Source organism: Cupriavidus sp. 8B, assembly GCF_054589115.1.
The window spans coordinates 1-19,627 of sequence record NZ_BAAILO010000370.1 but is presented as its reverse complement, the minus strand read 5'-3'; the positions used below and the strand labels follow the sequence as shown (position 1 = coordinate 19,627).

Sequence of the window (19,627 nt, the reverse complement as noted above, 5' to 3'; positions counted from 1 at the left end):
GGGCGTCTCGCGCGCGAGACGCTGACATGGAAGGCGCCTTTCTCCAAAGTCCTGGACGAGTCGAACGCGCCCTTCTACACGTGGTTCGAGGATGGCGAGCTGAACGCCTCGTACAACTGTCTCGATCGCCATGTCGAGGCCGGCAACGGCAAGCGCGTTGCCATCGTCTTCGAAGCCGACGATGGCACCGTGGCCACCGTCACCTACCAGGATCTCCTGCAACGCGTGTGCCGCTTCGCGAACGCGCTCAGGAAGCGTGGCGTGAAGAAGGGCGACCGCGTCGTGATCTACCTGCCGATGTCGGTGGAGGGCGTGGTCGCCATGCAGGCGTGCGCGCGAATCGGCGCGACGCATTCGATTGTGTTCGGCGGCTTCTCGGCGAAATCGCTGCACGAACGGCTTGTGGATGTGGGTGCCGTTGCGCTTGTCACCGCGGATGAACAGATGCGCGGCGGGAAGGCCCTGCCGCTGAAGAACATCGCGGACGAGGCCCTCGCGCTGGGCGGCTGCGAAGCGGTGAAGAGCGTGATCGTGTACCAGCGCACGGGCGGCAAGATACAGTGGAACGCGGATCGCGACCTGTGGATGCATGAACTGGCGCAAGCCGAGGCCGGCACCTGTGAACCGGAATGGGTTGGCGCCGAGCATCCGCTCTTTATCCTGTACACCTCCGGTTCGACCGGCAGGCCGAAAGGGGTCCAGCACAGCACCGGCGGCTTTTTGCTGTGGGCCGCGCAGACCATGAAATGGACCTTCGACTGGAAGCCGGCGGATGTGTTCTGGTGTACCGCCGACATCGGTTGGATCACCGGCCACAGCTATATCGCCTATGGCCCGCTCGCGGTCGGGGGCACCCAGCTGATGTTCGAGGGCGTGCCGACTTACCCGAACGCGGGCCGCTTCTGGGACATGATCGCGAAGCACAAGGTCACGGTCTTCTATACCGCGCCAACCGCCATCCGTTCGCTCATCAAGGCAGCAGCTGTCGACAAAAATGTGCATCCGTCGAACTATGACCTGTCCTCGCTGCGCATCCTTGGCACCGTCGGCGAGCCGATCAATCCGGAAGGGTGGATGTGGTACTACACGAACATCGGCGGCGCGCGCTGCCCGATTCTCGATACCTGGTGGCAGACCGAGACGGGCGGGCACATGATCTCGCCGCTGCCCGGCGCGACGCCGCTTGTGCCGGGCTCGTGCACGCTGCCGCTGCCGGGCATCATGGCGGCGGTCGTTGATGAAACCGGGCAGGACGTGCCTGCCGGCCAGGGCGGGATCCTGGTGATCAAGCGCCCGTGGCCCGCGATGCTGCGCACCATCTGGGGCGACCCCGAGCGCTATAAGTCGAGCTACTTCCCGGATGAGCTTGGCGGCAAGCTGTACCTTGCCGGCGATGGCGCCGTCTGTGACCCTGAGACGGGCTATTTCACGATCATGGGGCGCATCGACGATGTGCTCAATGTGTCTGGCCACCGGCTCGGCACCATGGAGATCGAGTCGGCGCTGGCTGCGAATGTGCTTGTGGCCGAGGCTGCCGTGGTCGGCCGGCCGGACGAGGTCACCGGCGAAACCGTTATCGCGTTCGTGGTGCTGAAGGGGGCGCGCCCCGAGGGCGAAGGAGCGGAGAAGATCGCAAACGAGTTGCGGGCGTGGGTGAGCAAGGAGATCGGACCGATTGCGAAACCGAAGGACATTCGATTTGGTGACAACTTGCCGAAGACGCGTTCGGGCAAGATCATGCGCCGGCTGCTGCGCTCGCTAGCGAAGGGCGAGGAGATCACGCAAGATGTGTCGACGCTTGAGAATCCAGCGATTCTCGAGCAGCTCCGCTGAGCCGAAGCGGAGCCGCATGCCGTATCATGCGACGCCTGACGACGGGACTCGCGGACTAGGAGCCGCGTCTCCCGCTCGTATCGGTCCTGCGCCGAGCACGACGGCCGCACAGCGGCTGACACGCGACCTGGAACTGGGCGCCGTTGGCGTTGCCCTGGTACTCGATCTGCTGGACGAGATCGATTCGCTCCGGGCGAGACTGCGGCGCGCGAACCTGGCTTGATTGGTGCCTTCGACTGGACAACTGGTGCGTCGCTCAGATAATTCCGCCAGACGGTACGCTTGCGGACAGCATTTGTGCCTGGAACAGGCTGTAAAACGGATGTAGGAGGCGCGCACGCCGCAACAGACCAAAGTCGGCACGGGATTTTTCGGAAGATGTCCGGCGTTGCGCCCCGCCAGTTTCTACCCGCGGATTGTGGGGCGGGCGATATCCACAGATTGACGAAGGGGCTGCCGATGACGACTTTCCGGGGCGCGGTCGCCGCGGTCGCCGCGGTCGTCGCGGTTCGTGGCAGCGTCGTCGTTCGCGGCACGATTGCCGCCGATACGCACGTTGCTCCGTGCCGGGCCCGATGGTCGGATCGCCATGGAAGTCCTGGCGCAACTCGATGGCCAACACGTGCACTGTATTGCGCTGACCTCCACCCAGGGGCTGGCGCGAGGCATGGCCGTGCAGGACACGGGCGCGCCCTTGCAAGCACCAGTCGGCGCGAGCATTTTGTCGGGCATGTTCGATGTATTCGGCGATCCCATTGACCAACTGCCAGAGCCGCGCAATGTTCAATGGCGCTCGGTGCACCGGGCGCCGCCGCCGCTAGCCCGGCGCTCCACGCAGTCGGTGGTCTTCGAGACCGGCATCAAGGCCATCGACGTCCTGCTGCCGCTGGAAACCGGAGGCAAGGCGGGTCTGTTCGGTGGCGCGGGCGTCGGCAAGACGGTGCTGCTCACCGAGTTGATCCACAACATGGTCGGGCACCACCAGGGCTTGAGCCTCTTCTGCGGCATCGGCGAGCGTTGCCGCGAGGCGCAGGAGCTCTACCAAGACATGCAGGAAGCGGGCGTCCTGCCGGACATGGTGATGGTGTTCGGCCAGATGAACGAACCGCCAGGTGCGCGCTTCCGCGCTGGCCACGCGGCGCTGACGATCGCTAACACCGATACCGGTGCCATCACGTCGATCCAGGCTGTCTATGTGCCGGCGGATGACTTCACAGACCCGGCGGCGGTGCACACCTTCTCGCACCTGTCGGCGTCCATCGTCCTGTCGCGCAAGCGCGCGAGCGAAGGCCTCTACCCGGCCGTGGATCCGCTCCAATCGAACTCGAAGATGGCCACGCCGGGCATCGTCGGCACGCACCACTACCAGCTGGCGCAGGACATCCGGCGTACGCTGGCGCAGTACGCGGAACTCAAGGACATCATCGCGATGCTGGGGCTCGAACAACTCTCGCCAGCCGACCGTAACGTGGTCGCCCGCGCGCGCTGGCTGGAACGCTTCCTGACGCAGCCGTTCTTCACGACCGAACAGTTCACCGGCATCAAGGGCAAGACCGTCAGCCTGGCGGATGGAGGCGGGCGTCGCCGTGACGGGCACCTATGCGGTACCGAATTCGATCGAGACCATCGCCCCGCTCGTCGACCGGCTCCAGGTCGATACGGAAACGCACCGAAGCCAGGGGTCGCGACCACGTATCCACGTCTTCTATAATCGGCCGAAGCCAGGAGGCCTCTACCACCCGGGGGACCAGCGCCTGCTGCCGCTTGACGCGCAATGGGAAGCGGACCTGGTGGCGCAGCGCTGGCCAACGCCGAACCCGCCCGAAGTGATGGGCCGCGGCACCATGGCGCTGCGCGCACTGATCCGCGAGCATCTCTTCATCTCCCTGTTCCGTGCTTGCGCCCAATCGCTGGCGAGCGAGAACACCAGCCGCCTGGCGGCGATGGAACGTGCCGACAAGAACATCGACGAGCTGCTCGCCAGCCTTCGCGGCAGGTTTCAACGCCAGCGCCAAGGTTCGATCGACGAGAAACTGTTCGATGTGACGGCCGGGTACGAGGCATTGTCGAATGGAGAGCCCGTTCACGGCCGCCAGGCCTCGATGATTACCTTGAGCGCTCGTGTGTCCGCGGCGTTTCCGAAAGTCTCGTAGGCATCCAGGATTTGATCGAGCTTGAAGCGATGCGTGATCAGGAGTTTCGGGTCAATTTTGTGAGACCGCACGGTGCTTAGCAGCATTGGCGTGCTGATGGTGTCGACAAGCCGCGTAGTGATGGTGATGTTGCGATCCCACAAGTGTTCCAGATGGAGATCCACCTTCTTCCCGTGCACGCCGATATTGGCGATGGTGCCACCCGGCGCGATTATGTCTTCGCACAGTTCGAAGGTCGCTGGAATGCCGACAGCCTCGATAGCGGTGTCCACGCCACGCTCGCCCGTTAGCTTCATCACCATTTCCCTGGCCTTGTCGCCGGTGCCGTTGACCACGGCTGACGCGCCGAAGCGCTTCGCCACCTCCAGGCGGTGTTCGTCGAGATCGATCATGATGATCTCGGCCGGCGAGTAGAACTGGGCGGTGAGCAGGGCGGCCAACCCGATTGGCCCGGCACCAATGATGGCCACGGTACTTCCGGGCTGGACCTTCCCATTGAGAACGCCGCATTCGAAGCCGGTGGGCAGGATGTCGCTCAGCATTACCAGGGCCTCTTCGTCCGCGTTGTCCGGGATGCGATAGAGGCTCGTATCCGCATAGGGGATGCGGACGAATTCAGCCTGCGTGCCGTCGATGGTATTTCCGAGGATCCAGCCGCCGCTGGTGCAATGCGAGTACATGAGCTTGCGGCAATAGGTGCACTTGCCGCAGGCGCTGATGCAGGAGATCAAGACCCGGTCTCCGACCTTGAATGCTTCGACGGCCGGGCCGGCCTCCTCGACCACGCCCACGCCCTCATGACCCAGGACGCGGCCCGGCAGACAGCTTGGAACGTCGCCCTTGAGAATGTGCAAGTCCGTGCCGCAGATTGTCGTCTTGCTGATCCGGACCACCGCGTCGGTGGGCGCCATGATGGTGGGCTTCGGCCGATCCTCCAGCGCTTTCTTCGCCGGGCCGAGATAGACAAGCGCTTTCATTCTTCGATCCTGATCATGTTGGTCCTGGCGCGGACGGCCGACGGGGATGGTTCCGCGCGCGACCTTTGCGAGCACCGGCGAAACGACGGTTCGGGCACAGCCGACACGGTGCCTGCAACTTGCCTGCAACGGAGATGGAAGTCGGTACGCTGCCGTACCGGTTTTCATGAGAACCGGTACGGCAGGCACAGCGATCTTCTAGGTCGAGGTACGCGACCGTACCGATTTCCATGGCTGTTTCACGGAAGATGTTTCTGTGTCCTGGCGTGCGAAATCGCCTTGATGAAAATGGATTAAGGTGATTCAAGAGAGTCGTCAAGCCGGAAATAGAGATGGATCAATCAGACCAATTGCAGAAACGAGGGTTGATCATTTCGGATGTACTTGCAGAAGTACAGGACGGTGACTCAGCCGGAAATCGAATGGAGACCGTTGTGACGCACATCGACCCTTTCAACTTCGGACTCGAGAAGAACAGCGCGAACTATGTTCCGCTGTCCCCCCTTAGTTTCCTGGAACGGGCTGCCTTCGTTTACCCGGACCGCATCGCCATGATTCACGGGGAATGGCGCATCACGTGGAAAGAATGCTACCGCCGCTGCCGGCGCCTGGCCTCCGCGCTCAACAAGCGCGGTGTCGGAGTTGGCGATACGGTGGCGCTGATGGCACCCAACGTGCCGGCCATGTACGAAGCGCACTTCGCAGTACCGATGATCGGTGCTGTATTGAATACCCTGAATCTTCGCCTCGACGCGGAAGCCATTGGGTTTATGCTACAGCATGGCGAGGCGAAGGTCCTGATCACCGACCGCGAGTACTCGGCAACCATCGAGCACGTGCTTCCAATGCTCGAGGAGCGGCCGCTGGTTATCGACATCGATGACCCTGAATATCAAGGTGGGAAGCTACTCGGCGAAATGGATTATGAAGCATTCCTCCTCGAAGGGGACGCGGACTTCGCGTGGTCGCTCCCCGCGGATGAATGGGATGCCATAGCGCTGAACTACACATCCGGCACCACCGGCAACCCGAAAGGTGTGGTCTACCACCATCGCGGCGCCTATCTCAACGCGATATCGAACATCCTGTCCTGGGGCATGCCGCACCATGCGGTGTATCTGTGGACGCTTCCCATGTTTCACTGCAATGGCTGGTGCTTTCCCTGGACCATGGCGGCCAACGCCGGCGTCAATGTGTGCCTGCGGCGGGTGGATACAAAGGCGATATTCGATGCGATCAAGCGTCACAAGGTCACGCACTTCTGTGCCGCGCCCATCGTGCACAGCATGCTGATCAATGCGCCGGAAGAGATGCGCAGCGGCATCGAGCAAAAGGTTTACGCCCTTATCGCCGGCGCCGCGCCACCGGCCTCGGTCATCGAGGGCATGGAGCGGATCGGCTTCGACATTACGCACGTCTACGGGTTGACCGAGACCTACGGCCCCGCCTCCGTATGCGCCAAGCAAGAAAGCTGGAACGCACTGCCTCTGGAGCAGCGTGCCGAGCTCAATGGCCGCCAGGGCGTGCGGGCGCCGATGCAGGAAGGCATGACGGTCATGGATCCGACAAGCATGAAGCCCGTACCATGGGATGGCGAGACCATGGGCGAGATCATGTTCCGCGGCAACTTGACCATGAAGGGCTATCTCAAGAACCCCCATGCGACGGAGAAGGAGTTTGCCAGCGGCTGGTTCCATAGCGGCGATCTGGCGGTGGTCCACGCCGATGGCTACGTCAAGATCAAGGACCGCTCGAAGGATGTGATCATTTCGGGCGGTGAAAACATTTCCTCGCTCGAAGTGGAGGATGTCCTCTACCGCCATGCCGCCGTGATAGGCGCTGCGGTGGTGGCGCGCCCCGACGAGAAATGGGGAGAGGTTGCGTGCGCCTTTATCGAACTCAAGGAGGGCGGACAGGCCACGGAGCGCGAGATCATCGACTTCTGCCGCGAACGGATGGCGCGTTTCAAAGTACCGAAGACGGTTATCTTCGGCCCATTGGCAAAGAGCGCGACCGGCAAGATTCAGAAGTTCATTTTGCGCGAACAGGTAAAGGCACTCTAGCGTTGAACCTGGCATATGAAGGACACCAAGATGACCACGTACGTGGCACCCATACGCGACATGCTTTTCGCGATGAACGAATTGGCGGGTCTGGCCGAGATCACCGCGCTGCCGGGCAACGAGGAAGCCACACCCGAGGTTGTAGAATCGATCCTCCTCGAGGCGGCGAAATTTGCGACGGAGGTGCTCGCGCCCATAAACGCCCAGGGCGATCGCCAGGGCAGTGCGTGCACGGATGGAGAGGTAACGACAGCGGACGGATTCAAGGCGGCCTACGGCCAGTTCATCGAGAACGGCTGGAACGCCATGCCGGCGAGTCCCGACTTCGGTGGCATGGGCCTTCCTTCGCTGGTGTCCACCCCGGTGCTTGAGATGTGGAAGGCTTCCAACATGGCCTTCTCTCTGTGCCAGATGCTGACGCTGGGCGCCGTGGCGGCGATCGCGCATCATGGCTCGGCGCGGGACCAGCAACGCTACCTGCCGAAGATGGTCTCGGGCGAATGGACCGGCACCATGAATCTCACCGAGCCGCAGGCTGGCTCGGACCTCTCCGCGATCCGCACCAAGGCCGAACCCGAGGGCGACCACTACCGCATCACCGGCACGAAGATCTTCATCACCTGGGGCGAGCATGACATGGCGGAGAACATCATCCACATGGTGCTTGCACGCCTGCCCGACGCGCCCGAGGGCACGAAGGGGATTTCGCTGTTTGTCGTCCCCAAGTTCCTGGTGAAACCGGATGGCAGCCTGGGCCAGCGCAACGACCTGACGTGCGCGTCCATCGAGCACAAGATGGGCATCCACGCCAGTCCCACCGCGGTCATGGTTTTTGGCGAGAACGAGGGCGCCATCGGTTACCTTGTGGGAGAGGCGAACCGCGGCATTGGATACATGTTCACGATGATGAACCACGCCCGCCTCAACGTCGGCCTGGAAGGCGTGGCCATTTCTGAGCGTGCCTACCAGCAGGCGTTGGGCTACGCACGGGAACGCGTGCAAAGCCGCCCCATCGGGGCGTCATCCGGCCCGCCCGTACCCATCATCCGGCATCCCGATGTGCGCCGCATGCTGATGAGCATGAAAGCCCGCATCGAGGCGATGCGGGCACTGGCCTATTTCACCACCGCCCAGATGGATAAGGCGCATTCCCATCCGGATGCGACCGAACGCCAGAAGTGCCAGGCGCTGACCGATCTCCTGACACCCGTGGTCAAAGGCTGGTGCACGGAAAACGCGCTCGACATCACGTCGCTCGGCATTCAAGTGCACGGCGGGGTCGGATTCATCGAAGAGACCGGCGCCTGCCAGCATATGCGCGATGCGCGCATCACTACCATCTACGAGGGTACGACTGGCATTCAGGCCAACGACCTGATCGGGCGCAAGGTGGCGCGCGAGCGGGGTGCCACGCTGAACGTCCTGCTCGGCGAGATGAACGAGACCTTGGCTGCGCTCGAAGCTGCGGGCGGCAAGGAACTCCATGGCATCGCGGCATCCTTGCAGCGCGGCACGGTAGCGCTGGAGAAGGCAACCGACTGGCTGCTCGCGACCTACGATCGCGAGCCCGCCCGTGCGGCAGCCGGCGCGGTGCCTTACCTGATGCTATTCGGCACGGTCGTGGGAGGCTGGCTGATGGCCCGCGCCGCATTGATCGCCAAGGCGAAGCTGGCGGAGCCCGACGCAGGATACTACCGGGCCAAGATGGTCACGGCACATTTCTATGCGGAGCACGTATTGCCGCTGGCACAGGCTTACCGCGAGGCGATTGTCAACGGTGCCAGTTCGGTACTCGCGCTGGACGAAACGCTGTTCTGACCTCGACCTGTTCACGGGAGGCAGAAGGAAGGAACGAGGTCAACGGCTATGACACCGAAGACCTCTCAATCGATGGCCGGTCGCGCTGACCGCAGAAGTGTCTGGGGAGTATCTGAAATGCATGCCTCGCCAAACGTCACAGAGACGAAAATTCTGATGTCCGACCCCACCGCGCTGGGTGTCTTCGGATTGGCCATGGTGACCTTCGTGGCGGCGTCCCAGAAGATGGGATGGACTACCGGCGTCACCTATCTCATCCCTTGGGCATTGTTCCTGGGATCCGTCGCGCAGATCTGGGCATCGTTCGTTGATTTCAAGAAGAACAACTATTTCGGCGCGATTGTGCTGGGTGCGTACGGTTTGTTCTGGATTGCAGTCGCAATGCACTGGGCGATCAGCCTAGGTTGGTTCGGCGCTGTCGGCGACAAGGCGGATCCCAGGCAGCTTGCCTTCGCCTGCTTCGGCTATACGATCTTCTCGCTGTTTATCATGGTCGCCGCGTTCGAGGCGAACAAGGTGTTCGCGGCCATCCTGGTGCTGATCAATATTCTGCTGCCCTCGCTGGGGCTGTCGATACTGGACATCCACCGAGGCTTGTTCTCCCAGCTTGCCGCCTATTCCGAACTGCTCATTTCGATCCTGGGCTTGTACTGCGCCGGCGCCGTGTTCCTAAACACCTACTTTGGCCGGGTGCTCCTGCCGCTAGGGAAGCCTTTCGGCTTTATCAAGAAGGGCGCGGGGGGACAACGCAAGGGCGCGTTGCAAGCGGCGGATATCCCCGTCCTGCCCAAGGCCGCGTAACGGAGGAGTCATGAACGTACTCGACGGCTACGACTATGAGGATTTTGGAACCGGGCATGACCGCCACCTTCCCCAGGACGATCACGGAGGCGGACATCGTCCTGTTCGCCGCCGTCTCGGGCGACAACAAGGCGGTGCACATCAACGAGGAATTCGCCCGGACCACCCAGTTCAAGGGGCGGATTGCCCATGGCATGCTGACCGCCAGCGTGATCTCGGCGGCGATCATCGCCGCTGCCAGCCTGCGAACCCGCAACGATCCCATTCAACGGGAGACAAACATGACTACCGAAACCAACCCCTTCGCCGACGTGACCAAGATGATTCAGCAATTCAAGATCCCCGGGCTTGATATGTCGCCGATCATCGAGTCGCGGCGCAAGGACATGGAAGCGCTAGCCGAGAGCAACAAGGTCGCCTATGAGGCGATGCAGGCAATGGCACAGAAGCAAACCGAGATCCTGACCCGGACCATGCAGGGAATTCAGGACTTTGCCAAGGCCCAGGCCGGCGGCGCTGGCTCGATCGACCCTGCCAAGCAGGCGGACATGATTGGCGTGGCTTACCAGACGGCGCTGACCGATATGAAGGATCTCGCGGAGATGGCACGCAGGTCGCAGGTCGATGCGCTGGCTACCATCACGCAGCGGGCCACGCAGCATATGGAGGAGATGAAGAAGTTGATGCAGCCCAAGTAGGCCAGGCATGGACGCGCCGGCCGAGGGCCGCCACGGCACCCGACACCATGGAGGAAACAATGGCATCGCCCCACAAGGTTCCTGACGAATATATTCAGGGTTTCATCAAGTCGGGACAGAGCCTGTGGCAGGCCATGATGCTTAACCCAGCCGCACAGGTCCCCGGCTCCGGCGCTCCATCTGCGCAGTCCGGCGCCGGACCGTTCGCGGATCTGCAATTGAACTATTTCCAGCAGCAGCTCGCGCTGTGGACGCGGATGATAGCCAACATGGCCGGTCAACTGCCCGACGCGGTGGTCGCGCCCGAGCGGGGCGACCGCCGCTTCAGCGCCGTCGAATGGCGCGACAATCCCGCCTACAGCCTGCTCAAGCAAAGTTACCTGCTCAACGCCAGACTAGCCGGCGACATGGTCGAGGCCGCGGCGCTTGACGAGCCCACCAAGCAACGGCTGCGCTTCTACACGCGCCAGTTCATCGACTCGATGAGCCCGGCCAACTTCGCCGCCACCAATCCGGAGGTGATGCAACTCGCGTTCGAGACGCGTGGCGAGAGCCTGCAGGCTGGCCTCAAGAACCTCCTGGCGGACATGCGCAAAGGCGGGCTGTCGATCACCGACGAGACTGCGTTCGAGATCGGCAAGAACGTGGCAGTGTCCGAAGGCGCGGTTGTGTTCGAGAACGCGCTTTTTCAACTGATCCAGTACGCGCCGCTGACCGAACGGGTGGCAACGCGCCCGCTGCTGATCGTGCCGCCGTCCATCAACAAGTTCTACATCCTGGACTTGCAGCCAGAGAACTCGTTTGTGCGGTTCGCCGTCGAACAAGGCCACACGCTCTTTCTGGTGTCGTGGCGCAACCCCGACGCCACTTGTGGCCACATTACCTGGGATGATTACCTGAGCCAGGGCGTCATGAAAGCGATCGAGGTGGCGCTGGCCATCAGCGGCGCCGACAAACTCAACGCGCTCGGCTGGTGCGTGGGTGGCACGATCCTCTCCTGCGCGCTCGCGGTGCTGCGTGCGCGCGCAGACACCTCCGTGGCCAGCCTGACCCTGCTGACCACCATGCTCGACTTCCAGGACCCCGGCGACCTCGGCGTATTCATCGACGAGCAAGGCGTGGCATCGCGCGAGCAGGCGATCGGGCAGGGTGGCATCTACCCCGGCGCCGAACTCGGCTTCGTGTTCCAGACGCTGCGCGCCAATGACCTGATCTGGCCGAACGTCATCAACCACTACCTGAAGGGCAAGTCGCCCGAGGCATTCGACCTGCTTTACTGGAACGCCGACAGCACCAACCTGCCGGGGCCGATGTACGCCTGGTACCTGCGGAATATGTACCTCGAGAACAACTTGTGCGTGGCGGACCGGCTGACAATGTGCGGCACGCCCGTGGACCTGGGCCGTATCGATCTGCCCAGCTATGTGCTGGCGACGCAGGACGACCACATCGTGCCCTGGAAGTCCGCCTACCGAACGACGCAACTGGTCGGGGGCAAGACGCAGTTTGTGCTTGGCGCGAGCGGCCACATCGCGGGCGTTATCAATCCGGCGTCCAAGAACAAGCGCCGCTACTGGACCGGCGGTACGCTGGGCGACGATGCCGATCAATGGCTTGCCAGTGCCGAAGCGACACCGGGTAGCTGGTGGCCCCACTGGATCAAGTGGCTCGCGCCCAAGGCAGGCAAGCCCGTCGACGCGCGCAGTCAGCTCGGAAGCAAGAAGTACGCCGTGATCGAGCCGGCGCCCGGCCGCTACGTCAAGGTGCGGGCTGAATGAGTGACGAGCGGATCTCCCGGGGCAAAGGAGGTCCATAAGGCCGCCCGGGTCCAGGACGACGTACGCCAGCGATCCTGCGCTCCACGCGATGGGCCGCCAAGCGTACATTGACTTTAACCGTCGTGACCGCCTACGCTGATAGCGCAGCAAACACAACGCAGCGCAACTCTCAGGCGGCATATTGGCGGCGTCCGGCGTCCGCCTCTGCCAGCGGCAGAGGTTTCGCCAAAGGGTGACGACGTCACAATCCAATGCGAAGACCAAGAATGGCGGCTTTCCTCGCATGCCTGCTTGGCGCTCCCGGATGGGCGCTGGCACAGGCTACGGCCGAGGCTGTCCCCGCGTTCAAGCAGGTCGACTCGCTGGAGGCCAGGGTGCAGGGATGCGTGACCTGTCACGGCCAGAGCGGACAAGGCACGAGCAACGGCTACTACCCGCGCATCGCCGGAAAGCCCGCGGGCTATCTCTACAATCAACTGGTGGCCTTCCGGGACGGCACGCGCAAGTACCCGCCCATGAACTACCTAGTCGCCTACTTGCCCGACGCCTACCTGCGGGAAATCGCCGACCACTTCGCCAAACAAAGGCCGCCGTTCGCGGCCCAGGAGGCCGGAACCACGGATCCCGCCACGGTGGCACGAGGCCAGGCCCTGGTACGCGCCGGCGATGCCAGCAAGAATGTCCCCGCGTGCGCGACATGCCATGGGGCCGGGCTGACCGGCATGGAGCCGGGCATTCCAGGTTTGATCGGGCTACGTCCGACCTATATCGTGGCCCAGCTGACGCGCTGGCGGGTCGGCGACCGCCATGCCGCCGAGCCCGATTGCATGAAGCGCATCGCTACGCGGCTTTCCGATAGCGACGTCACGGCGGTAGCGGCTTGGTTGTCGCTGCAGCCCGCGCCGAAGGACCTGTCGCCCGAGTCGTCCAACCTTGTGCGCATGCCTCTGGCATGCGGCAGCCAGCGATAAGCCGTATGCGAACGAGCGCGCGTATTGGGATCGGAATTGCCGTCCTGCTGGCCGCAGCCGTGGTCGCGGTGGTCGCCGTGTACTGGTTCCGTCCCGGCAAGCTTCCTGAAAAAATGGACGTCCGGCCAGTCAATGCGACCACACAGATCATCGACAGCGGAGAGTATCTCGCCCGCGCCGGCGACTGCGTGGCCTGCCATACGGCGCCGAACGGCAAGCCCTTCGCGGGAGGCCGGGCGATGGCCACGCCGTTTGGCAGCCTCTTCGTCCCTAACATCACGCCAGACGATGAAACCGGCATTGGCCAATGGACCGCCGACGACTTCTACCGAATGATGCACACCGGCGTCTCGCGTGACGGGGCGCTGTTGTATCCCGCCATGCCGTTCGCTTCCTATACCAAAGTGACGCGGGCCGACTCGGATGCGATCTTTGCCTATCTCATGTCCGTTGCGCCGGTAAAGCAGGCCAATCGCGCGCACGAGCTGCGTTTCCCCTTCAACAAGCGCGAACTGTTGATCGGCTGGCGAACGCTGTACTTCAAGGAGGGCGAGTACGTCGCCGATCCCAAGCAATCCACGCAATGGAACCGCGGCGCGTACCTGGTACAGGGCCTGGGGCATTGCGCGATGTGCCATACGGCCATCAACATGTTGGGCGGTTCGAGCGAGTCGAAGGCGTTCGAAGGCGGCATGATCCCCAACCAGAACTGGTATGCGCCTTCACTCACCTCCAACCAGGAGGCCGGGCTAGGAAACTGGGCCATCAAGGACATCTCGGATCTCCTGCAAATAGGCGTTTCGCACCGGGCGACGGTGTACGGCCCGATGGCCGAGGTGGTCTACAACAGCCTTCAGTATCTTAGCGATGCCGACGTCGAGGCGACGGCAGTCTATCTCAAGGCACTGCCGCAAAGGGATGCCGAAACGCCTCCCACCAGCCAGGCGCGCCTGGTCGATCCGGCTGTGATGGAACTGGGCCGCAAGGTGTACGCACTGCAATGCGCTGTCTGCCACGGCGCGGAAGGCAAAGGGCAGCCGCCGGCATTTCCTCCACTGGCGGCCAATCAGTCCCTCACCATGTTGTCTCCCGTCAATTCCATTCGCATGGTGCTCAACGGCGGCTATGCGCCCGGTACCGCGAAGAACCCGCGGCCTCATGGCATGCCCCCCTTCTCGCATATCCTGAACGATCAAGAGGTGTCTGCCGTAGTCACGTATATCCGTGTTGCATGGGGCAATAGCGGTACGCCCGTGACACCGGCCCAGGCCAACGATCTTCGTACGCTGCTTCCTGAGTGAGGAAAGAGATGGCCGATCCCATTGAGAGTGAGGAAGCAAGACGACTGGACGAGGAGGTCGCCCGGATCGTCAGCCGCGGCCCGTCGGGAACGTTTGCGATAGCCGGCGTCGCGACCGCCATCGTGATTGCTATCTATTTCGGCTTCTATCTGTTTGTCTATCTGCCACGAGGCGCGGTTCAGTGAGCGCCGATACCAACTCCCCGGCGCCCGATGGCAGCCACCACGCGGGATTTGTCGCCGTCGCGGCAGAACGCCGCTGGGCCATCATCGTTGGGATCATCGTCGCTTCCCTGGTGGTGATGATGATCATCACCAGCCTTCACTGGGCGGCCATGCCGCCGTCCAGGGTAGAGACCATCGACGTGAAAACCTTGCACATCCGGGGCGAATTCGTTGAAAGCAACTTAGGCACCGCGATGGACAATGACGGCAAGGTGATTGTCCGCGTCGTAGCCCAGCAGTACTCCTTCGTGCCGCAATGCATCGTCGTACCCGCGGACCTGCCCATTACCTTCCGCGCCACCAGCACCGACGTCGTACACGGCTTTATCGTCGGAACAACCAATGCCAACACAATGCTGATCCCGGGTTTCGTGTCGACGTTCACCACCAGGTTTCGCACTACGGGCGAGCAATTGATGCCGTGCCATGAATACTGCGGCACCGGACATGAAGCCATGTGGGGTCGCGTGCAAGTGCTACCGCGCGACGAGTTTCTCGCCAAGACGCGTACAGAAGAAAGGCTGACCTGTGTTCCTCGCTAGAAGACTCGTGCTGGCCCATTTCTGGGTCGCCTTCGTCGCCTTCCTCGGCGCGATCCTGCTTGGCGAATGGCAGATGTACATTCGCAGTCCGCTGCATGCTTGGGTCAACAACCCGGAGCACTACTATCGATCGGTGACGGCACACGGCACCGTGATGGCTTACGTGCTGCCCACGCTGGTAGCCATGGGCTTCGGCTACGCCATCACGGAACTTGCGCTGAAAAGGCCGTTGATCGGCGTGCGATGGGCCTGGGGCGGCTTTTGGCTGGTGGTGGGCGGCACCGCCATGGCAGCCGTCACCATGGCGATTGGCAAGGCGTCGATCCTGTACACGTTCTACCCGCCCATGATCGGAAGCCCGTTCTACTACCTTGGCGTCGTGCTGGTGGTCGTAGGCTCCTGGATCTGGGTGGCGCTGATGGCCATCAACCTGAGGTCTTGGAAAGACGACAATCCCGGCGCAACCGTTCCGTTGGCGATGTTTGGTAACGTTGCGGGTGCCTACCTTTGGGCCTGGACTTCGTTGGGCGCCGCCATTGAAGTGCTCGTGCTTATCCTTCCCGCATCGCTGGGCCTGACCGACACCATCAATGCGGGCCTGGCACGAGTCTTCTTTTCGTGGACGCTGCATGCCATCGTCTACTTCTGGCTGATGCCGGCGTATATCGCGTTCTATACGATCGTGCCGCGCGCGATTGGAGGACGCCTGTATAGCGATACGATGGGGCGCGTCGCATTCGTCCTCTTTCTGGTGTTCTCGATGCCCATCGGCATCCACCATCTGTTCGCCGACCCGCAGGTGGGTGCCGGGTTCAAGTTTGTGCACGCGGCGATGACCGCCATGGTGTCCGTGCCGACGCTGCTGACTGTGTTCACCATCGTCGCGTCGGTCGAGATTGCCGGTCGGCTGCGTGGTGGCAAAGGGTTGTTCGGTTGGGTCAAGGCGCTGCCTTGGGACAACCCCGTGATGCTGGCGGTGACCTTTTCCTTCACTATGCTGGGCTTCGGCGGTGCAGGGGGACTCATCAACATGAGCTACCAGCTCAACGAGACCATCCACAACACGCAGTGGGTCACCGGCCACTTTCACCTCATCTTTGCCGGGGCCATCGTCATCATGTACATGGTGGTCGCGTACGACCTATGGCCACAACTGATGCAATGCAAGCCGCTGTCAAAAGGAATTATGAAGCTGCAACTGTGGCTATGGTTCGTTGGCATGCTGGTTTTATCGCTGCCGTGGCACCTGGTGGGGCTGCTTGGCATGCCGCGGCGCATGGCTTACTACGACTACACGCATCCGGCTATCCACCCGCAGGCGTGGACAGTGACAGCATCGGCAGCGGGCGGCTTGCTGCTTGTCATTTCCGTATTTCTCTTTGTCTTCGTTCTGGCGCGAGCGCGCAAGGGCACGGCAGTTCCCGCGCCATATACCTTCAGCGAGCCTGTCCATGCAGGTGCTCCGGCACCGGTGGCATTGAATGGACTTGGCCTTTGGGTCGCAATGATGATTGGTCTAACCGTCGTCAACTATGGATACCCCATCGTGCAGCTGGCGTCCTTGAAGGAAGCATCCGTGCCGGTCGTACCAATCGGGAGCCGATGATGCACGAAGGCGGCATGTATGCATGGCGCAACCCGTGGTTCCGTTGGAGCCTGTTGTCCCTTTCAATCTTTACCGTACTGTCGATACTCGTAGGGTTCGTATGGCTGCCGTCCGTCCATGGCGATTTCACCGCCCAGGGAATCTGGGCCAGCATTTGCCGCGCGGCGGGCGTACCCGCCTCCTGGAGCAGCGGGGCAGCCGTGAAGGCCGGGCCCGGCTCATCCAATGTCGTACTCGAGCGAGACATGGCGCGGGCTGGCGCCAGCGACTCGATTGGCCGGGGCGCAACGCTCGCGCTTAACTGCACCATGTGCCATGGCGCGCAAGGCATAAGTATCTCGAACGCGCCCAATCTTGCCGGGCAATATCCCGAGGTGGTCATCAAGCAATTGCATGACTACAAGAGCGGCAAGCGCGCAAGTTCGATCATGGAGGCTCTGGCAACGCGTCTGCCCGACAAGGATATCGAAGACCTCGCGGCTTACTTTGCGTCCCTGCCCAAGGCAAGAACCGCCCCGACCACCTACGACGAGTCGCTCCCGCCGTTGGTGCGCGTGGGTGACCCGATGCGCAATATCGCCCCGTGCATTTCCTGCCACGGCGGCGTTGACCAGAAACTGGGCGCCCCCTGGCTGGAAGGCATGCCAAAGGAGTACCTGGTAGGGCAACTCAAGGCCTTCGCGCAAGGCAATCGCCACAACGATCCAGAAGCACAGATGCGCAACATGGTGCGTGGGATGACCGCGCAGGAAATGGAAGAGGTCTCGGCCTTTTACGCCCGCAAAGCCAGTCCGGCGGAAGGCAGATAGAGCCGCGGGAGAACCTGGCTTGATGGAAGCGCTCATGCTCGCGCAACCCAAACGCCATCGGCAGCCCGTGTTTCTGGCGATGGCAAACTGCATAGATTATCGATCATCAAGCACGGCGGGGCAGGTCACCAGTCACGTCCCCGCCGGAGGTCGCTCACGCGAACGGCGACCAATAACATCAAGCGAAAAAAATTAATGCATCTGTTTCTTTAGATCGCTCAGTTCAGTGTGAACCGAACTTACTGCGCTCTTGACCTTGGCATCGACATTCCCGGCGCGTTCACATGCTTTTTCTGCACGATCGCCGAGTTGCTCCAGATCGTCTACAAATTGGCGCATGCGATCCTGATCGTTCGACGCCATCACTGTTTTTGCCGACGCGGACTGTTTATCAAGTCGATCAACACACTCTATGAGGCCCGTGGGGAGTGTGGTGTCGGCGTGACAGGCCTTCGAAGCGCTGTCGATGGTTTGCTCTAGATGAGTGAAACGCTTCTGGATTTCGCTGGATTGAAGCATGATGACACTCCTGTGTGAACGTGTGTCTAAAACGAGCCACGCGCGCGGTGGCAGCCCCGTGCGCTTGAGCTAGTTGGTATAGCGCCGCATCGGCAAGCCACGTGACCGTAGCAATCCGATGAGCGCAGCGCAGCACAAATCGTCGTCGGCGTCCCGGGCCGGTGGGAGTGGCCAAAAGCAGGGGGTCAAATCCGGCAGGAAGTGTGAGCAATGCGTACTGAGACTATCGAAGAACCTCCATGCGCATCCAAGGGGAGGGAACAGCCCTCCAAGGTCATCACGGTCGGGGTGCTCGAGCGCAAAGCCGATTTCGCACCTGCATCCGGCTTGGGCTTGTTCATACGCGAGAGGCACGAACTGCTTCAACAGCTCCAGACGGTGGACTGGGTCCAGTGCCGGTATGCCAGCGTGATGTCTTATCGCTTGGCGCAGATCTTTCTGCGCCAAGCGTATCGGGGCGGGTGGAAACTTCCGAACTCCAGCGTCAAGGTTAATGTGAGGAGCGTCGGGCAGCGCCTGGAGCAGGAAACTCAGTGGTGACCGCCCCTTCTCGACGACCGCCGTTGAGCGGTCCAACGGTCGCGCTGCAGGCTACATCAAGGCGCCGCGTCAGTTCGCCAGGGCGCGATGGATTACTGACACTATGGGAGAATCTCCATGCGCATCGCGATCCAGGCATGCATTGAAGGGGAGGGAACGCAGCCCTCCAAGGTGATCACGGGGGGATCGAGCGATAAACCGATGTTGCACCCACGTCCATCCGGCTTTGAAGGCTGTTCCGAGCACAGCATGCAAAGTCGGTGGCGCTGAGCTGTCGCTGAGGCTTCTTGCCCAGGGCGGCCTTGTGAGGCCGCGGCGGCTTGCCTGCATTGATTCTGGCGGGGGCGCCGGCGCTGCGCCGGCTATCCTGCTTGGCCTGCATCTCCTGCGCCACGCGCAGTACGTGACCGAGACGCTTGTTCTCGACGATCGCGCCTTGGTCAATCTCTGACAGCCGGTCATAGGTGGTGTAGGGCAGGGTAGCGCCATCGGCCAAGATCTCGATGCGCCCATCCGGGTACTCTGCCACTTCGATATAGCGATGAATCAGGCGGCGATGGTCGGGCGGGTCTGCCAGCAGATAGAGCGTCTTATCGTACTGCAGCGTCAGGCTCTGTGACACCTTGCGCCACTTGTGCCAGGTAAAGATGCGCTCCAGGTCCTCATCGGCTCGCACTGCGCGATGCGCATCAAAGTCGCTTCCGGGCGGCTTGACAAAGCGCCCATTGAAGTCGACCAAGAAGGCTGGTACGAAGGCGTTGGCGTCCGCCTGAGACGAGATACCACACAGCCGCAGTTCCTTGACCAGACGGTCCTGCAGCGTGCTATTCATCCGTTCCACGCGGCCCTTGGCCTGGCTGGTGTTAGCGCAAAGGATGTCGATGTTCAGCTCGAACAGCGCGCGCCCAAACTGCGTGTAGCCGTCACCCCCGGTGGCATTCGGCTGATTGACCCGGAAGATGCCGGCCTTGTCGCTGTAGAACGCGACCGGCTT

19 protein-coding genes and 1 pseudogene are annotated in these 19,627 nt (G+C 62.1%); 17 read left to right on the top strand and 3 right to left on the bottom strand.

The annotated features are described in order from the left end of the window. From acs to ACYP5B_RS34405, 4 genes are all read left to right on the top strand, one after another. Positions 1-1,833, top strand: a 1,833-nt coding sequence (gene acs, locus ACYP5B_RS34420) for an acetate--CoA ligase (protein WP_459572610.1), incomplete at its 5' end; no start/stop codon positions are given. Next, positions 1,787-2,056, top strand: coding sequence for a chaperone modulator CbpM (locus ACYP5B_RS34415; RefSeq protein WP_400096825.1), 270 nt, complete (start codon positions 1,787-1,789; stop codon positions 2,054-2,056). The genes acs and ACYP5B_RS34415, both read left to right, overlap by 47 nt. A 366-nt stretch (positions 2,057-2,422) precedes the next feature. After that, entirely contained in the window at positions 2,423-3,544 is a 1,122-nt protein-coding gene (locus ACYP5B_RS34410; RefSeq protein WP_459572609.1) for an ATP synthase beta subunit C-terminal domain-containing protein, read from the top strand. After that, positions 3,450-3,986, top strand: a complete 537-nt coding sequence (locus tag ACYP5B_RS34405; RefSeq protein ID WP_459572649.1) for a F0F1 ATP synthase subunit gamma — start codon at positions 3,450-3,452, stop codon at positions 3,984-3,986. Before ACYP5B_RS34410 ends, ACYP5B_RS34405 begins: the two co-directional genes overlap by 95 nt. Here ACYP5B_RS34405 and ACYP5B_RS34400 read toward each other — a convergent pair. Then, a complete protein-coding gene (locus ACYP5B_RS34400) occupies positions 3,917-4,963 on the bottom strand; it encodes a zinc-dependent alcohol dehydrogenase family protein (protein ID WP_459572648.1) in 1,047 nt (348 codons plus the stop codon). The two genes, ACYP5B_RS34405 and ACYP5B_RS34400, sit on opposite strands and share 70 nt — an antisense overlap. A 422-nt stretch (positions 4,964-5,385) precedes the next feature. Between ACYP5B_RS34400 and ACYP5B_RS34395 the strand changes: the two genes are divergently transcribed. The 12 genes and pseudogenes from ACYP5B_RS34395 to ACYP5B_RS34340 all read left to right on the top strand — a co-directional run bounded on the left by ACYP5B_RS34395 (position 5,386) and on the right by ACYP5B_RS34340 (position 17,574). Next, a complete protein-coding gene (locus ACYP5B_RS34395) occupies positions 5,386-7,026 on the top strand; it encodes an acyl-CoA synthetase (RefSeq protein ID WP_459572647.1) in 1,641 nt (546 codons plus the stop codon). A gap of 30 nt (positions 7,027-7,056) precedes the next feature. Continuing rightward, positions 7,057-8,844, top strand: coding sequence for an acyl-CoA dehydrogenase (locus ACYP5B_RS34390; RefSeq protein WP_459572608.1), 1,788 nt, complete (start codon positions 7,057-7,059; stop codon positions 8,842-8,844). A gap of 48 nt (positions 8,845-8,892) precedes the next feature. Continuing rightward, on the top strand, positions 8,893-9,645 hold the full coding sequence (locus ACYP5B_RS34385; protein WP_459572607.1) for an acetate uptake transporter: 753 nt from the start codon (positions 8,893-8,895) through the stop codon (positions 9,643-9,645). Between the two features lie 10 nt (positions 9,646-9,655). Next, positions 9,656-9,872 (top strand): annotated as a pseudogene (locus ACYP5B_RS34380) (MaoC/PaaZ C-terminal domain-containing protein); the annotation flags it as partial. 54 nt (positions 9,873-9,926) lie between these two features. After that, positions 9,927-10,343: a phasin family protein gene (locus ACYP5B_RS34375; RefSeq protein ID WP_459572646.1), complete on the top strand. Its 417-nt coding sequence runs from the start codon at positions 9,927-9,929 to the stop codon at positions 10,341-10,343. Positions 10,344-10,402: 59 nt separating this feature from the next. Continuing rightward, positions 10,403-12,121: a PHA/PHB synthase family protein gene (locus tag ACYP5B_RS34370; RefSeq protein WP_459572606.1), complete on the top strand. Its 1,719-nt coding sequence runs from the start codon at positions 10,403-10,405 to the stop codon at positions 12,119-12,121. A gap of 266 nt (positions 12,122-12,387) precedes the next feature. Then, the gene (locus ACYP5B_RS34365) at positions 12,388-13,092 is read left to right on the top strand and encodes a c-type cytochrome (RefSeq protein ID WP_267602593.1); all 705 of its coding nucleotides are present in this window, start codon (positions 12,388-12,390) and stop codon (positions 13,090-13,092) included. Between the two features lie 5 nt (positions 13,093-13,097). Beyond that, complete coding sequence (locus ACYP5B_RS34360) at positions 13,098-14,393, top strand: c-type cytochrome (protein ID WP_318236588.1); 1,296 nt, start codon at positions 13,098-13,100, stop codon at positions 14,391-14,393. A gap of 8 nt (positions 14,394-14,401) precedes the next feature. Further along, a complete protein-coding gene (locus tag ACYP5B_RS34355) occupies positions 14,402-14,578 on the top strand; it encodes a hypothetical protein (protein WP_267602592.1) in 177 nt (58 codons plus the stop codon). Then, positions 14,575-15,159 (top strand): cupredoxin domain-containing protein, encoded by a 585-nt coding sequence (locus ACYP5B_RS34350; RefSeq protein WP_459572604.1) that lies wholly within the window; start codon positions 14,575-14,577, stop codon positions 15,157-15,159. The genes ACYP5B_RS34355 and ACYP5B_RS34350 overlap by 4 nt, the downstream gene beginning before the upstream one ends. Continuing rightward, positions 15,146-16,765, top strand: a complete 1,620-nt coding sequence (locus ACYP5B_RS34345; protein ID WP_459572603.1) for a cbb3-type cytochrome c oxidase subunit I — start codon at positions 15,146-15,148, stop codon at positions 16,763-16,765. Before ACYP5B_RS34350 ends, ACYP5B_RS34345 begins: the two co-directional genes overlap by 14 nt. After that, a complete protein-coding gene (locus ACYP5B_RS34340; RefSeq protein WP_400096817.1) occupies positions 16,762-17,574 on the top strand; it encodes a c-type cytochrome in 813 nt (270 codons plus the stop codon). Before ACYP5B_RS34345 ends, ACYP5B_RS34340 begins: the two co-directional genes overlap by 4 nt. A gap of 192 nt (positions 17,575-17,766) precedes the next feature. Here ACYP5B_RS34340 and ACYP5B_RS34335 read toward each other — a convergent pair whose 3' ends face one another. Continuing rightward, positions 17,767-18,093, bottom strand: a complete 327-nt coding sequence (locus tag ACYP5B_RS34335; protein WP_459572602.1) for a hypothetical protein — start codon at positions 18,091-18,093, stop codon at positions 17,767-17,769. Between the two features lie 210 nt (positions 18,094-18,303). On the opposite strand from ACYP5B_RS34335, the gene ACYP5B_RS34330 reads away from it, so the two are divergent. Continuing rightward, positions 18,304-18,633, top strand: a complete 330-nt coding sequence (locus tag ACYP5B_RS34330; protein ID WP_459572601.1) for a hypothetical protein — start codon at positions 18,304-18,306, stop codon at positions 18,631-18,633. Between the two features lie 175 nt (positions 18,634-18,808). On the opposite strand, the gene ACYP5B_RS34325 is transcribed toward ACYP5B_RS34330, so the two are convergent. Then, positions 18,809-19,627 (bottom strand): transposase family protein (locus tag ACYP5B_RS34325; protein ID WP_459572600.1); only part of this gene is annotated, 819 nt, incomplete at its 5' end.